General features: G+C 66.3%; 14 protein-coding genes. 5 read left to right on the forward strand and 9 right to left on the reverse strand.

Annotated features, from left to right (window positions below):
* The first annotated feature begins 54 nt into the window (after nucleotides 1-54).
* From CH296_RS25190 to CH296_RS25205, 4 genes are read left to right on the forward strand one after another with little or no spacing between them, the layout of a single operon-like run.
* Entirely contained in the window at nucleotides 55-831 is a 777-nt protein-coding gene (locus tag CH296_RS25190) for an alpha/beta hydrolase (protein WP_094632535.1), read from the forward strand.
* Nucleotides 832-1,173, forward strand: a complete 342-nt coding sequence (locus CH296_RS25195; protein WP_045195733.1) for an MGMT family protein — start codon at nucleotides 832-834, stop codon at nucleotides 1,171-1,173.
* Nucleotides 1,170-1,616 (forward strand): PaaI family thioesterase, encoded by a 447-nt coding sequence (locus CH296_RS25200; protein WP_045195734.1) that lies wholly within the window; start codon nucleotides 1,170-1,172, stop codon nucleotides 1,614-1,616. Before CH296_RS25195 ends, CH296_RS25200 begins: the two co-directional genes overlap by 4 nt.
* A 13-nt stretch (nucleotides 1,617-1,629) precedes the next feature.
* Complete coding sequence (locus tag CH296_RS25205; protein WP_256980566.1) at nucleotides 1,630-3,414, forward strand: NTP transferase domain-containing protein; 1,785 nt, start codon at nucleotides 1,630-1,632, stop codon at nucleotides 3,412-3,414.
* Here CH296_RS25205 and CH296_RS25210 read toward each other — a convergent pair.
* The 6 genes from CH296_RS25210 to CH296_RS25235 all read right to left on the reverse strand — a co-directional run bounded on the left by CH296_RS25210 (nucleotide 3,368) and on the right by CH296_RS25235 (nucleotide 11,238).
* Nucleotides 3,368-4,096: a sirohydrochlorin chelatase gene (locus tag CH296_RS25210; RefSeq protein ID WP_094685912.1), complete on the reverse strand. Its 729-nt coding sequence runs from the start codon at nucleotides 4,094-4,096 to the stop codon at nucleotides 3,368-3,370. The genes CH296_RS25205 and CH296_RS25210 overlap by 47 nt on opposite strands.
* Nucleotides 4,096-5,301: a uroporphyrinogen-III synthase gene (locus CH296_RS25215; RefSeq protein WP_094656965.1), complete on the reverse strand. Its 1,206-nt coding sequence runs from the start codon at nucleotides 5,299-5,301 to the stop codon at nucleotides 4,096-4,098. Before CH296_RS25215 ends, CH296_RS25210 begins: the two co-directional genes overlap by 1 nt.
* Nucleotides 5,298-5,690, reverse strand: coding sequence for a nitrite reductase small subunit NirD (gene nirD / locus CH296_RS25220; RefSeq protein ID WP_032398305.1), 393 nt, complete (start codon nucleotides 5,688-5,690; stop codon nucleotides 5,298-5,300). The genes CH296_RS25215 and nirD overlap by 4 nt, the downstream gene beginning before the upstream one ends.
* Nucleotides 5,691-5,811: 121 nt before the next feature.
* Nucleotides 5,812-8,307, reverse strand: coding sequence for a nitrite reductase large subunit NirB (gene nirB, locus CH296_RS25225; protein WP_094656964.1), 2,496 nt, complete (start codon nucleotides 8,305-8,307; stop codon nucleotides 5,812-5,814).
* Nucleotides 8,308-8,368: 61 nt separating this feature from the next.
* Complete coding sequence (locus CH296_RS25230) at nucleotides 8,369-9,772, reverse strand: NarK/NasA family nitrate transporter (protein WP_052050432.1); 1,404 nt, start codon at nucleotides 9,770-9,772, stop codon at nucleotides 8,369-8,371.
* A 224-nt stretch (nucleotides 9,773-9,996) separates the two neighbouring features.
* Nucleotides 9,997-11,238 (reverse strand): CynX/NimT family MFS transporter, encoded by a 1,242-nt coding sequence (locus CH296_RS25235; RefSeq protein ID WP_094685982.1) that lies wholly within the window; start codon nucleotides 11,236-11,238, stop codon nucleotides 9,997-9,999.
* A gap of 81 nt (nucleotides 11,239-11,319) precedes the next feature.
* Here CH296_RS25235 and CH296_RS25240 point away from each other — a divergent pair, with 81 nt between their 5' ends.
* Nucleotides 11,320-12,030 (forward strand): FadR/GntR family transcriptional regulator, encoded by a 711-nt coding sequence (locus CH296_RS25240; protein WP_032397682.1) that lies wholly within the window; start codon nucleotides 11,320-11,322, stop codon nucleotides 12,028-12,030.
* Here CH296_RS25240 and CH296_RS25245 read toward each other — a convergent pair.
* The 3 genes from CH296_RS25245 to CH296_RS25255 all read right to left on the reverse strand — a co-directional run bounded on the left by CH296_RS25245 (nucleotide 12,020) and on the right by CH296_RS25255 (nucleotide 15,272).
* Nucleotides 12,020-12,874: a TIGR02569 family protein gene (locus CH296_RS25245; protein ID WP_032398302.1), complete on the reverse strand. Its 855-nt coding sequence runs from the start codon at nucleotides 12,872-12,874 to the stop codon at nucleotides 12,020-12,022. The two genes, CH296_RS25240 and CH296_RS25245, sit on opposite strands and share 11 nt — an antisense overlap.
* A 58-nt stretch (nucleotides 12,875-12,932) precedes the next feature.
* Entirely contained in the window at nucleotides 12,933-14,099 is a 1,167-nt protein-coding gene (gene moeZ, locus CH296_RS25250) for an adenylyltransferase/sulfurtransferase MoeZ (RefSeq protein WP_032398301.1), read from the reverse strand.
* Nucleotides 14,100-14,192: 93 nt separating this feature from the next.
* On the reverse strand, nucleotides 14,193-15,272 hold the full coding sequence (locus CH296_RS25255) for a DUF3152 domain-containing protein (RefSeq protein WP_176459170.1): 1,080 nt from the start codon (nucleotides 15,270-15,272) through the stop codon (nucleotides 14,193-14,195).
* Between the last annotated feature and the right edge of the window lie 145 nt (nucleotides 15,273-15,417).

A 15,417-nucleotide genomic window follows, 5' to 3' on the forward strand; every position in this document is an offset into this window, starting at 1 on the left:
CGTCGACACCCGTCGAACCGGAGACGCGACCGCGCATACGGCATAGTGGTCGACGTGCCCGAGTTGAATCTGCATACGTTCGGACCCGCAGACGGTCCCGAAATCCTTGCCGTCCACGGTGTGACCGGCCACGGTGCCCGCTGGTGGGATCTCGCCGAGAATCACCTGCCCGAGGCCCGAATTCTGGCTCCTGATCTGATCGGCCACGGCTATTCTCCGGCCACGCCGCCCTGGGACATCGACGCGCAGGTCACGGCTCTGAAGGCCGTGTTGGACGCCCACGCGCGCGGTCCGGTGGTGGTGCTCGGGCATTCGTACGGCGGCGCGTTGGCCGTGCACCTCGCACAGAGGTTCCCGGACGCGGTGCGGGCGCTGGTTCTGCTCGATCCCGCGATCGCTCTGCCGCCGGACGAGCTGCTCGAGGTGGCCGAGGCCACCGCGAAGTCCCCTGACTACACCGACGCCGACGAAGCGCGATCGGAGAAGATCCACGGGGCGTGGGCAGACGTGCCCACCGAATTGCTCGACCGCGAGGTCGCCGACCACCTGGTCCCCGCAGAAGGCGGAAAGGTTACGTGGCGAATGTCGATTCCGGCGATCGTCGCGACGTGGGGCGAGCTCGCTCGTCCGATCGTGGTACCCGCCGAGAGCGTCCCGACCATCGTGGTTCGGGCCATGCGCGTCGAACCCCCTTATGTCACCGACGAATTCCTTGCTGCACTGCGAGAGAAACTCGGTGAGAACCTGCGTACCGTCGAGCTGGACTGCGATCACATGGTCGGCCAGGCCAAGCCGGTCGAGGTCGCCGAACTGGTGCGATCTGTGCTGTAGATGGCCCCGATCACCGAAGCCCAGGTCGAAAGGGTTCGCGCGCTGGTCGCGTCGATCCCCCCGGGATTCGTTGCCACCTACGGAGACATCGCGGCTGCCGCGGACCTGTCCAGCCCCCGCATCGTCGGCTGGATCATGCGCACCGATTCAGCGGACCTGCCCTGGCATCGAGTCCTCGGCGCGAGCGGAAAGCCGGCCCCGCACCTTGCCGCGAGACAGCTCGCCGCCCTGGCCGACGAAGGCGTGCCGAGTCACGACGGGCGCGTGCCGTTGACCTCGATTCGGTTCGACTTCGGGGCGCTCCCACCCCCGACTGCGCCGACCACTAATCTCGGAGAATGAACATCAGGGACGCGTTCGAGCAGTTCGATCCACGCCCCACGGCGAAGTTCGCTCTGTCGAAGGCCAGCAGCTTCGTCGCGTCCGCCGGTCTCGTCGTCGACGAGGTCTCGGGCACCAGGGTTGCGGGGCACATCGATTTGACGGACGAGCACTTCACGCCGTGGGGCGTCGTCCACGGCGGCGTCTACACCACTGCCGTCGAGAGCGCCGCCAGCATCGGTGCCAGCGAGGCGGTCAAGGATCGCGGCGAATTCGCAGTCGGCGTACACAACGGCACCGACTTTCTGCGCGCCAGCAAGGGCGGTCGCGTCGACGTTGTCGCAGAACCGTTGCAGCAGGGCCGCGTTCAGCAACTGTGGCTGGTCACGATCACGGCCTCGGACAGCGGCAAGACCATTGCGCGAGGGCAGGTTCGCCTGCAGAACGTGCCGCTGCCGACATGACCGAGCTCGCACCGTGACACGGCCGGTCTGCGACGCGATCGTTCTCGCCGGCGGCCGAGGGTCGAGGATGGCAGATCCCGAGCACCCCGCTACGTCGGAGGGGGTCGACAAGCCTGCCCTGACCGTCGGCGGACGTCGCATGGTCGACATCGCCGTGGACGCGGTATCGAGCTGTCGCAGAACGGTTCTCGTGGGTCCGCGCCGAACCGGAGTGCCCGAGCACGTGGTGCAGACTCGCGAGTCGCCCGCAGGCGGTGGGCCCGTCGCCGCCCTCGCCGCCGGACTGAAGTCACTCGACTCCGCAGAGTCGGAGGGCACCGCAGATCTGGTCGTGGTTCTCGCGTCGGATCTGCCCTTTCTCGACGCCGCGGCGGTCGAATCGCTGATCGGTTCCATATCCCACTCGCGCACCGAGGCCGTCTTCGCCCGCGACGATCACGGCCGCACCCAGTTCCTGCTCGGCATCTGGCAACTGTCTGCCTTGCGCTCTGCTGTGGCACAGCTCGATTCGGTGGACGGCGCACCGATGCGCAGAATCGTTCCCGCGGAACACACGGTCATCCCGATGTCCGGCATCGAGGACTGCGATACCCGTTCCGATCTGCTCGCGGCCCGCCGCGCCGCGCAGCTGCCCGAGACGTTGGAGGTCGGCGACGCGCTAGAGCGAATTCGGCGTCGACTCGCTCCCCTGCCGGTCCATCGAGTCATGGTGCGGGACAGTGTCGGAACCGTTCTCGCGGAACCACTCGTGTCCCGGACCGCATTGCCAGCAGTCGACATCTCCGCGATGGACGGCTACGCCGTCTGCGGCACCGAACCCTGGACGCTGCGGTCCGACATCGCGTACGCCGGAAGCTCGAACATCGCCGAACTCACCGACGGTACGGCGGTGCGCATAGCGACCGGAGCCGCGCTTCCGCCCGGAGCGACGTCGGTGGTTCGCGACGAACACGTGATCCGCGAGCCCGACGGGTCCGCTCGGCGAATGCCGACGGCCCCGCAGTCCGACGACACGCGTCGACGCGGCGAGGACTGGCTGCCCGGCACAGAACTCGTCGCAGCAGGCACCCCGATCGATGCCGCGGTACGGTCGCTCGCCGCCAGCGCCGAGGTGTTCGAGATGGCGGTTCGAGGCCCGGTCCGCGGGCGAGTTGTCATCAGCGGCAACGAGATTCGATCCACCGGACCACTCGCCCCCGGCGAGACGAGGGACGTTCTCGGATCGGTGCTGCCGGAGTACCTGGCACACTGCGGTATCACCGTCGTCGATGTGACGCTGCTCGACGATACCGCGACGGGGTTTCGAGACGTGCTGACCCGCACCGAGGACGTGGACGTGATCATCGTCGTCGGGGCAACCGGAGGCGGGGCCGCCGATCAGCTCCGCACGACCCTCGTCGGCCTCGATGCGGAGACCGTCGTCGGGCGAATGCGGATGCGTCCCGGGGGTTCTCAGATCACCGCGGCGCTGCCCGACGGCACGGTGGTGCTCGGCCTACCCGGCAACCCGCTGGCCGCCGTTGGCACCGCGATGCTCACCGCACCCGCCATCGTCGACGCCCTGACCGGGAGGACGGTGCGCCCATCGCGGATCGGCCTGTTGTCCAATGCCGCCGAGGTTCGGTCCTCGACTCCTCGCATCGTCCCGGTCACCGCGGACGGCACGCGGTGGCGAGCAGATACCCAGGTCCGCACGGCACATCTGGCTCACCTCGTCGGCCGCAACGCACTGGCGGTGATCCCGGCCGAGGTCAGCGCCGACGAGCCGGTGACAATTCTTCCGCTACCGCACCACTAGATTCACCGAGAGAGCGAACACCCTCGCGGTAGCGCGCGACCACGAGATCGACGATCGCGGCATGCACTCCGAGCGGTTCACCGACGCCGTCGGCACCGGCGTCGGCCAAACGGGTGTGAAAGAGCCCGCGCGCCAACAGATACGACGCCACGAACACCCGCACATGCCCGTCGTCACGCAGAGTCGACACCGCGTCGGACACGGTGGGGGTACTGGTGGCGACGTAGCCGATACGGACCGGGACCCGGGCGACGTCGGTCAGCATTGCTGCCGCGCGCCGATGTTCCTCCAACGCACGAGCGTCCGACGATCCTGCGGCGGCGAGCACGATACAGTCACCCGCCTGCCAACCTGCATCACGCAGTCGGTCGACCATGACCTCGGCCAGCACGCGGTCGGGTCCGAGAGCGCGGGTGACCGCGACCGAGGTGTGAGCGCTGTCGGCGATCTCTCGCGGCACATCGGTGTGCACGTGGTAGCCGGACGCAAGGAAAGCCGGAACCACCACCGCCGACTCGGCGGTGTCGCGCAGCACCTCGGCCGGAGACGGCCCGAGAACGTCGACGAACGCCACGCGCGTGGTACCGATCTGCGTCGACACGGCATCGGCGAGGGCGGCGATCATCTCGACACCACGGGGGTTTCGGGTGCCGTGTGCAACCAACACCAGCGTGGGTGTCATCAGTACTTCCCTCCTTCGACGACGGCCGAACGCGAGGCCGATTCGTCGGAGTCGCAGTCCGTTTCGGTCTCGATGTGATCGAGTGCGATGCGGTAGCCACGCTTGACCACGGTCTGAATTGCCTTCGGCGCGCCCAGCGAGGATCTGAGTCTGGTCATCGCGGTTTCCACCGCATGGGTGTCGCCGCCTCCGCCGGGCAGTGACGCCAACAGGTCCTCGCGGGAGACGACGCGTCCGGGATTGCGGGCCAACGTCTTCATCAGCGCCATGCCTGCCGGCGATACCGGTCGAACTTCCCCGTCGACCACCACGCACTTACCGCGGACGCTGACCACGTGTCCGCCCGCGTGCAGCCGGCCGGTTCGCCTCGGCAGCTCCTCGGCGATGTGCCGCGCGAGTGCCCCCAGACGCGCCCGCGCGGGCTGGGTGGTGGCCACGTTCAGTTGTTCCAGGGGCGCGGCCGTGACCGGCCCGACACACGCAGGCAGCACCCTCGATCTCATCGATTGCAGCAGGGGTTCGAGCACGCCGTTCTCGTCGGCGCGCATCAGCATCGACGCCACCGCCGGTGCCGAGGTGAAGCTGAGGGCGTCGAGATCGCCGACGACGACGGCTTCGATCATTCGGTCCATCGGGCTCTGGTCGTCGGGCGCCGTCCAGCGGTACACCGGCACCGGAACCACTTCGGCCCCTGCGCAGCGCAACACCTCGCAGAAGTCGGGAACAGGCTCCCATTCGGTGGTCGCGCCGTGCAGCTGCACCGCGACGCGTTTACCCTCCACCCCTTCGGCGAGCAGATGTTCGAGTACCTCCGCCGAGGACTCCGAGGCGGGCGACCATTCCTCGCGCAGATCGGCCGCTCGAATGGCGCCCTTCGCCTTCGGCCCGCGAGCCAGCAGGCGTGACGCGCCGAGTGCGCGCCCCAGTTCTTCGGCCTGCCCCCACCCGTCCGCTGCCTCGATCCAGCCACGAAAGCCGATTCCTGTTGTGGCAACGGTGATCTCGGGCGGATCCGCGATGACCGCGGCGGTGACGCGTTCGAGTTCGGCGTCGTCGGCCAAAGGGATGATGCGGATTGCAGGTGCATGCATCACGGTGGCACCGCGCCGCTCGAGCAGAGTCGCGAACTCCTCGGCCCGACGCGACGCCGTGATTCCGACCGTGAACCCGGCCAGAGGCAGTGCTGCCCCGGCGATTTCGCTCACGTAGATCCGCCGCGGACGAGCACTACGCCTTCGACGCAGGAGACCTCGAAGGATCCGAGGGTGACCTGCGGGTCGTCGAGGCAGCGCCCGTCGGCCAGGGAGAAGACCTGCTTGAGCAACGGCGACGCGACGGTGGGTTCGCCTCCGCGGTCTCCCACCAGTCCGCGTGACATCACTGCTGCGTGTCCGTACGGATCGATGTTGCCCACCGCGAACAGTCGTCCGTCGTCGAGCAGGAACAGCGCCGCCTGGGTGCCACCTCGCAGGAGCACCGCCACTCCGCGCCCTGGAATCAGTGCGTCGAGTGTGCAGGCCGGGGTCCAATCACGAGCGATGCCGTTCGGTACCGCTGTTGGTGACTTCACTGTTGATGAATCGATGACAGTCATGGCGCACCTCCTGATCAGCTATTCCACGTTGCTTGTGTTTCTGGGCCGTTAAGTCGCGATTACTCGTCTGTGCACATGCACTCAGTCTCGTGACCTGCCGGTTGTCAGCTCCTTCGGCGGTTCACGCGCCGATGCTCGGCATTCCCATCAGCACGGGTACCTTGCGTGCCCCGGACTCGTCGAACGCGATGGTGGGGTCGGCCTCGTCCGGGGCGTTGACGAAGGAGACGAATCGACCGAGTTTCTCGTCGTCTTCGAGCACACCCGCCCACTCGTCCTTGTACCCGGCGACGTGGCGTTCCATGTCGGCCTCCAGCTCCGCACCGATGCCGAGGCTGTCCTCGCACACGACCGCTCTGAGGTGGTCGAGGCCTCCGTCGAGCGACTCGAGCCACGGCGCAGTGCGCTGCAACCGATCGGCCGTACGCACGTAGAACATGAGGTAGCGGTCGATGTAGCTGACCAGGGTGGCATCGTCGAGGTTCGAGGCCAGCAGCTGAGCGTGCTTGGGTGACTGACCGCCGTTCCCGGCCACGTACAGATTCCAGCCGCCCTCCGTCGCGATGATCCCGACGTCCTTGCCCCGAGCTTCGGCGCATTCGCGCGCGCAGCCCGAGACACCGAACTTGATCTTGTGCGGCGATCGCAGACCCCGGTAGCGGTTCTCGAGATCGACGGCCATTCCCACCGAGTCCTGGACGCCGTAGCGGCACCAACTGGAGCCGACGCAGCTCTTGACCGTCCGCAGCGACTTTCCGTACGCCTGGCCCGATTCCATACCGGCGTCGACGAGGCGCTTCCAGATCGCCGGTAGCTGCTCGACGCGGGCTCCGAACATGTCGATGCGCTGGCCTCCGGTCACCTTGGTGTACAGCCCGAAATCGCGGGCCACCTCACCGATGACGATGAGCTGCTCGGGCGTGCACTCGCCTCCTGGCATCCGGGGCACCACCGAGTACGTGCCGTTCTTCTGGATGTTGGCCAGGAAGTGGTCGTTGGTGTCCTGCAGTGACGCCTGCTCGCCGTCGAGAATGTGATCCGAGGACGTCGACGCCAGAATCGATGCCACGACGGGCTTGCAGATGTCGCAGCCGGTTCCGGTGCCGTACTTGGTAATCAGCGACGAGAAGGTGCGGGTGTTCGTGGCCCGAACGATCTCGAACAGCTCGGCCCTGGACTGAGCGAAGTGCTCGCACAACGACTTCGAGAGCACCACCCCGGATGCTGCCAGCAACGACTTGATGGACGGCAGGCATCCACCGCAGGTGGTGCCCGCAGTGGTGCAGCTCTTCACGGCCGCCAGATCGCAGGCCCCGTCGGCGATCGCCGAGCAGATCGCCCCCTTGCTCACACCGTTGCACGAGCAGATCTCGGCGTCGTCGGGCAGCGCACCGATACCGACCTGTTCGGCTGCCGGTGAGATCAGGGCACCCGGGTCGCCGGGCAGTTCCCGTCCGACGAGCGGACGGAGCAGCGAGTAGGCGGAGGCATCGCCGACGAGGATGCCCCCGAGGAGAGTCTTCGCGTCGTCGGTCACGACGAGTTTGGCGTACGTGCCCTTGGGTGCATCGCTGAACACCACCTCGAGCGCACCGGGAGTGGCCGCCATGGCGTCGCCGAAACTCGCGACGTCGACGCCCATCAGCTTGAGCTTGGTGGACATGTCGGCACCCGGGAATTGCGCTGCGCCACCGAGCAATCGGTCGGCCACCACCTCCGCCGTCGAATATCCGGGAGCGACCAGGCCGTAGCACCGGCCCTCGACGGCGGCACATTCACCGATCGCGTAGACGGCCGGATCGGATGTACTGCAACCGATGTCGACCATGATGCCGCCGCGCTCACCGACCTCGAGGCCGCTCTCGCGTGCCAGTCGGTCCTGCGGACGAACACCGGCGGAGAAGACCAGCAGCGCGGCGTCGATGCTGCTGCCGTCGCTAAGTTCGACCGTCAGACCGGCGCTGTCGTTCTCGGAGATCGACGACGTGCCCACTCCCACATGTACGTTCAACCCGAGTTCGGTGACGAGGCGAGCCAACAGCGCGCCGCCGCCCTCGTCCACCTGCAACGGCATCAGCCGTGGAGCGAACTCGATGACGTGCGGGGTCATCCCCATCTTCTTCAACGCATTCGCCGCTTCGAGACCGAGGAGGCCACCGCCGACCACCACACCGACGGCTCCGGGGCCCGCAGCGTCGGCGCGAGCACGAATCCTGTCCAGATCGTCGAGGGTGCGGTAGACGAAGCACGCGGGCAGGTCGTGACCGGCGATCGGCGGGACGAACGGGTAGGACCCGGTGGCGAGGACGAGAGCGTCGTAGTCGACGGTGTCCCCGGCCGAGGTCACGACAGTGCGATGGTCACGGTCGATGCGCTCTGCACGTACTCCGGTGCGCATCTCGACGAGTGCGTCACCGGGATAGTCGTTGCCCGCCAGCGCGAGTTCCTTGTGGTCCCACGCACCGACGTAGGACGACAGTCCCACCCTGTCGTACGCCGCCAGTGCCTCCTCGCACAGGACCGTCACCTTCCACTCGGCCGCCTCGTCGCGCGCACGCAGCGCTTCGACGAATCGGTGTCCGACCATCCCGTGACCTACCACTACCGCGTTCTTCATTGCGGGTCCTTCCGATCTTCGTTGCCGTGCAGTGCGTTTCGTTCTTGCCGGTGCCGGAACCTCAGACGGCTACCGGAGCGTTCGCATCGGCGGAGTCGGTCTTGCGGAGGTAGATCGCCCAGGTGACGATCGCGCACACGACGTAGAAGCCGAGGAACACCCAGAACGCCGTCGTGGCGGACTTCGCGGTACCCGAGTACGACGCCCGCAGCACCAGGTTGATTCCGACGCCGCCGAGAGCGCCGATAGCACCGGCGATGCCGATGAGTGCGCCGGACATCTTGCGCGACCAGTGCTGCTGTTCGTCGGCCGTCATACCCTGCAGTGCAACCGATTTGGCTGCGAAAATCGCCGGGATCATCTTGTAGACCGATCCGTTTCCGATACCGGAGAGCAGGAAGAGTGCGATGAATCCGACGACGAAGAGCACCATCACCGTGCCGCTGGCCGCCCCTGGCGTCGAATCGTCCCAGGTACTGGCCGCGACCAGAATTCCGGTGGCGAACGTCATGGCCACGAACGTGTACAGGGTGATCTTGCCGCCACCGATCTTGTCGGCGAGCTTGCCGCCGAACGGACGCGACAGCGATCCCAGCAACGGTCCGATGAAGGCGATCTGAGCGGCCTGCAGCGATGCCTGCGCCTGCAGAGCAGGAGTCGAGGGGCCGCCGTCGGTGAGTCCGGCGAGGAAGTTGATCTGCAGCACCTGGCCGAACGCGAAGCTGAAGCCGATGAACGATCCGAACGTGCCGATGTACAGGAAGGCGATCCACCACGAGTCCGAGAACTTCAACACGTCGATCATGGAACGGCCGTTGGTCTTCTGGTTGTCGAGGTTGTCCATGAACAACGCGGCACCGACGGCGGCCACCGCGATGAAGACGAGATAGACGGCGCACACGATCTCGGGAGCGGTGTTGCCGATGGTAGCGATGACCAGCAAGCCGATGAGCTGGATGACAGGCACACCGATGTTGCCACCGCCCGCGTTCAGGCCGAGCGCCCATCCCTTCTCGCGTTGAGGATAGAACGCGTTGATGTTCGTCATCGAGGATGCGAAGTTTCCGCCGCCGAGTCCGGCGAACGCCGCGACGATGATGTACGTGGTGTACGACGCCGGGTTGAGCATGAAGTACATCGTCAGCACGGTGGGGATCAGGAGCACCAGAGCACTGAAGATGGTCCAGTTACGCCCGCCGAACTTGGCCGTGGCGAAGGTGTAGGGAATCCGCAGGATCGCGCCCACGAGTGTGGGGACGGCCACCAGGAAGAACTTGCCCGCCGCGTCGATGCCGTAGACCGACATCGGCATGAACAGCACCATCACCGACCAGATCGACCAGATCGAGAATCCGACGTGCTCGGCGATGACCGACCAGATCAGATTGCGCTTGGCGATCTGCTTGCCACCGGCCTCCCAGGCCTCGACGTCCTCGGAATTCCAGTGCGCGATGTGATGGTTCACGGAGACGGGAACTGTTCCGGGTGGAACTGTCGCCGTGGTGGCTGAGCCGGCATCTGCCGAAGCGCTGCGAGAAAGGCTGGTCACGTGTGGCCTCCTGATCGGTGTGTGAACCGAACATAGGAAAGCCATGTTGCAGCGGCGCTGCGTGCGGTGACTCGCTGATTAACTCGGTCTCACGCGCCCACCGGCACCGTGGTGAGATGACGCGTCGACGTCGACGTGCGTCACCAGGTGTCTTCGAGCATCCTCGGTCGGCAGCACAGGAACCCTCCGACCAGCAGAACTGCCACGCATCCGGTGAGCAGTATCAACGGAAGTCCCCATCCACCGGACCGCGTGTGCAACAGCCCGAACAGAATCGGACCGGTCGACGACACCACGTAGCCCAACCCCTGGGTGAATCCCGACAGCGAGGACGAGCCCACCGCAGTGCGCGTCCTGAGGTTGATCAGCGTCAGCGACATCGGGAAGGTCATCGTGCCCAGCCCGACCAGACACACCCACAGGACCGTACCGGCCGTCGGCGACCAGTGCAGACCCGCGAAGCCGCCGAGATAACACGCCGCTGCGACCACCACGATGCCGTACGGGTTGCGCACCCGCGCGCAGAGAGTGGGGGCGGCCAGCGACGTGATCAGGCCCATCGCCCCGAACGCGGCCACCGACGCACCCGCAAGGGCTTCGCCGATACCCGCATCGATCAACAGCGTCGGCAGCCACGTCAGCATCGCATAGGTGATCGTGGACGTCATCGCGAACATCAGGACCATCCCCCACGCCAGCGAGGACCGGTGGATTCGGCCGCTCGGCTCCACGTGCACCGCGTCCGATCCGGCCTCGACCGTCACATCCTTCTCGTCGTGGCCGCGTCGGGCCACCACGACACCGAGCCACGGCAGTGCTGCGGCCAGGCCGACGACCGCCCAGATTCCGATGGACAGCCGCCACCCGTGGGCGTCGGCGACGGGGACCGCCAGCAGAGGCGGCACCATGGTGCTGACCTGCAGGGCGCAGATGTAGATGGTGCTCACCACGGCGAGCCGGTCGGAGAAGTAGCGTTTGACCAGCGGTGGGATGACGACATTGCCGATGCCCATGCCTGCGAGGGCGATCGCGGACAGCGCCAACAACGACGCGGTGTTCGGCGCGAACGCGCGGGTGGCCATACCGATGGTGGTCAGTGCCATGGCCAGCAGAGCGGCCCGCTCGAGCCCCGTGCGCTTGGCGAGAAACGGCGTTGCCAAACCGAACACTGCGAACATCGCGGGAGGCAACATGCCCACGATGCCGATCACCGTGGCACCGAACTCGAGGTCGGTGCCGATTCTGCCGAACAGCGGGCTGATCGAGGTCACGGCGGCGCGCAGAGTCAATGCGGACAGAATGATCGCGGAGAAGACCAGAATTCGCCCGCGCAAGAGGGAGGTACCGACGATTCGGCCGGCGGGGACGGTGGGCGCACTCACCGCGCAATCATAGGATGACCGGATCATTGGGTGCAAAGTACTACTATCGACGCTGCAATGTCCCCGGCATGAGGAGCCCACGTGCGGCAGGTCCAGCGATCGAGCCTGATATCCCAGGTGACAGCTGCACTGCGCGAGGAGATCACGTCGCAGCGATGGCCGGTGGGTACCCGGATTCCCACCGAACCCGAACTGTGCGAGATGACCGGTACCGGGCGCAACACCGTGCGCGAAGCAGTGCAGGCACTCGTCCATGCAGGCATGGTCGAACGCAGACAAGGTTCGGGCACCTTCGTCATGACGTGCTCCGACCTCGGTGGGACACTGGGTAAGTACTTCTCGGACGCCCGGCACCGCGACGTCACCGAGCTGCGCGAAACCCTGGAGGTCACTGCGGCGGCACTCGCAGCCGACCGACGCGACGACGCCGACATCCGCGCCATGCTGGGTGCGCTGGCCGATCGCAATGCCGCGTGGTCCGACGACACCCCGCTGGCCGATGCCGTTCGGATCGACGCACGGCTGCACCGCGCCATCGTCGCGGCCAGCCACAACGCCATCTATCTGGAGTTCTACGATTCGCTGCTGCCGGTGATCCACGACGCCATGCGCCATCACGCGATCGAGCACGACGACGATTACATCGACGAACACACCGCACTCGTGGCGGCGGTCATCGACGGCGACGCAGCCCGTGCGATGCAGGCCGCCAGGTCACTGTTCCACGAACTCTCCGAATCGCCGGCTCGTGCGGTGGAACTATCAGCTCGCGCAGCGGATCTCACAGAATGAGGCGCACCAGATCCGCTGTTCGCGCCAAGCCCGGGAAGGCCTCCGACGTCGATCGCGGGTGAAGCGCGTGGACTGCGAGACGAAACATCAACGCACGCAACAGCATCTGCGGCCATTCCGGAAGATCGTCCCAGCGGCCGACCAGACCGTCGTCGGCGTCACCCCAGGAAAGTGCGTCCACCACGGCCACCCCGGCAGCCCAGGGCGCGGGACGCCAGTACGGGGTGATGTCGCTGATCCCGGGGGCCTCGCTTCCGGAGAACAGAACCGTTCCGAACAGATCGCCGTGCACCAACTGGTCGGGTGATTCGACGGGCTTGCGAAGTGTCGCAAGCTGTTTGACCAATTCCAGACTGCTCTTGCCGTCACTGGACGACGGCTCGGGCGCGCCTGCACCGCGGGCGGAGCGTAGCGGGACCGCCTCCCAGGCAGCCCTGTCGGCAGCCACGAACACGTCCACGTCGGCCCACGGGGCCACGGGAGGCTGAACCAGAAATCGGGGTCGCTCGAGTTGAGCGGTCGCCGCGTGCAACCGCATCGACAACGAGATCACCTCGTCGTGGCGGGGCTCCGGCTCGCCGGCGACGAACGTGTCTGCGCGCCAGCCCGACACGACGTATCGGCCGTCGGTCGAACGCACTGGACGGGCGAGACGAACCCCGTCGACGGTCAACGTCTCGCGTACCTTGGCCGACCACGCGGCTCGGGCATGGTCTGCCACCGGAGACAGGACGACATCACCCAGACGCCATCCACCGTCCCAGTCCGCACCGAGAGGTGCAGGCTCGACATCGCGCAGCCCGAACGTAGAGATCACGTGCTGAGGAGGTTCGACAGAGCTCACGAACGTCACGCTACCGTCGATCGCGGCACCACTGCGGACGACGCGCACACGGACCGCATCAGTACATGGGCAAACCGGGATCGATCTGCTTGGCCCACTCCACTATTCCGCCGTGCAGATGGGCGGCATCGGAGAAACCGGCACCGACGAGGGCCGAGAGCACCTCCGCGGACCTGATGCCGGTTTTGCAGTAGAGCACGATGGGAATGTGCTGCGGAAGCTCCGCCATCACCGCGCCCGACAGGATTCGATCCTTGGGAATCGAACGCGCACCGTCGATGCGGACGATGTCCCACTCCACCGGCTCGCGCACGTCGATGAGGGCGATCTCGCGTCCGGACTGCATCAGTGCGTGCAGCTCCGCCGGGGTGATCGATTCTCCGGTGGATTCGGTGGCCGGGACCACTCCGCAGAATGCCTCGTAATCGATCAGCTCGGTGATCGGCGTTCGATGCGGATCCCGAGTCAGGCCGACGGTTCGATAGTTCATCGCCAGCGCGTCGTAGATCATCAATCGACCCAGCAACGTCTCGCCGATTCCGGTGATCAGCTTGATGGCCTCGGTCACCATGACCGACCCGATCGACGCACACAGCACCCCCAGCACCCCACCTTCGGCGCACGAGGGCACCATGCCCGGCGGCGGAGCCTCGGGGTACAGGTCGCGATAGTTGATGCCTGCGTCACCGGGCGCGGCGTCCCAGAACACCGACACCTGCCCCTCGAACCGGTAGATCGAACCCCACACGTACGGGATTCCGACCAGGGCGGCCGCGTCGTTGACCAGATATCGGGTGGCGAAATTGTCGGTCCCGTCGAGGACGAGGTCGTACTGCCGAAAGAGTTCGAGCGCGTTCGAGGAGTCGAGTCGAACACGGTGCAGCGCCACCTCGACGCCGTCGTTGAGTTCGAGAATCGAGTCCCTGGCGCTGTCGGCCTTCGGACGACCCACGTCGGATCGGCCGTGGATGATCTGCCGTTGCAGATTCGACAGTTCGACATCGTCGAATTCCACGATGCCCAGGGTGCCGACACCGGCGGCTGCGAGGTAGAGCAGCGCGGGTGAACCGAGCCCCCCGGCACCGACGACGAGCACGCGTGCGTTGCGCAGTCGCTTCTGACCGTCCGTTCCCACATTGGGGATGATCAGGTGCCTGCTGTACCGGGCGACGTCCTCGGGAGTCAGTTCGCCCGCGGGTTCGACCAGAGGGGGGAGATGGACCACGACGCAGCGACGCTCCTCGACTCGACACGACGACCGAGTACCCGGCACGCCACGTTCGAATCTAATCCCCCGGCCCGTCCCGAACCCAGCCGATCAGCCTCGAGGGTAGGGCCACGGATTGAATCGGCACGTCTTGCCGTCCATCGGAACGACTCCCGCGGGGTCCAGTCGCGCGATGTCGTCGTTGGACGTCCCGAACGTCTGCTGCATCATCACCGGAGCCAGCCCGCCGTCGGTCTCGCACGGTTGGTGCTGTTGGTAGCCGATCGCGTGGCCGACCTCGTGATTGATCTGGTACTGGCGGTACGAGCCGATGTCGCCCTGGAACGAGATCGCTCCACGCACCCACCTCGGCTCGTTCAGCACCACTCGCTCGATGCCGGGGTTGTAACAGGAGACCTCGAGCTGGATGTCGTAGCCACAGGCCTGGCGGATCGACAATTGCGACGTCAGCGAGATCCTGAAGTCGGGATCGCCCTGATCGATTCGACGGAATCCGAACCGTGGATCGTTCGTCCAACTCTTGGGGTTGGCGAGGGTCTGATCCACCAATCGGCCGAACGACTCGTCGCCGCCGAACCCGACCGTGTCCACGCCGTCCTCCACCTCGACCGTGTAGGTGAACACCCGCTCGGTCCCCTGACCCACCTGCTCGGTGGTGCCCGGCACGGTGTGCCACGTTCCGGCCCCCTGCACCGCGAACGGACCACCGTCGGGTAGTTCACCCGAGGAGATCGATTCCGCGAAGTTGCCGTCGGCCTGCGGCGGCACGCCGATGACTCCGGTGCCCGAGGTCGTGTCCGCACTCAGGGTGCCGAATCCGGGATCGACATTGGTGGACTGCGCGGCGGTGCCGGTGACGGGGTCACCGGTACGCACGGCATCGAACACGACGAGCGCGGTCACCACGATCAGAATCGGAACCGCGTACGCCCGCCAGCCGTATGTGGACGCGAACTTTCCGAGCTTGCTCTGTTTCCTGATGTCGCGATCCGGTCTGGGACTGCGTTGCTTGACCTCGCGTTGCGTCGGGTCCCACTGCGCGCGGAGCGGTTGATGCGACCCACGACTTCCCACGGTGCGTGGGAAATCGTCCGACCGATCGTCGTAGCTCTCGTCGACGCCGCCCGACTGCACACCACCGCGGATACGCGGCCCGCCTCGGTCAGTCACTCGATCACGATCTCACAATCCTCACCGCCCGCTGCTCGGCACGCCGATACCGGGAACGGAACTATCGGGTTTTCGGTACGAAAACATCGTACGAACAAACCGCTCGACATGATCCGGTATTGCTCACTTTTCGCAACGGTCCCCC

Source organism: Rhodococcus sp. 14-2496-1d (assembly GCF_002259365.1).
Classification (GTDB): Bacteria; Actinomycetota; Actinomycetes; order Mycobacteriales; family Mycobacteriaceae; genus Rhodococcoides.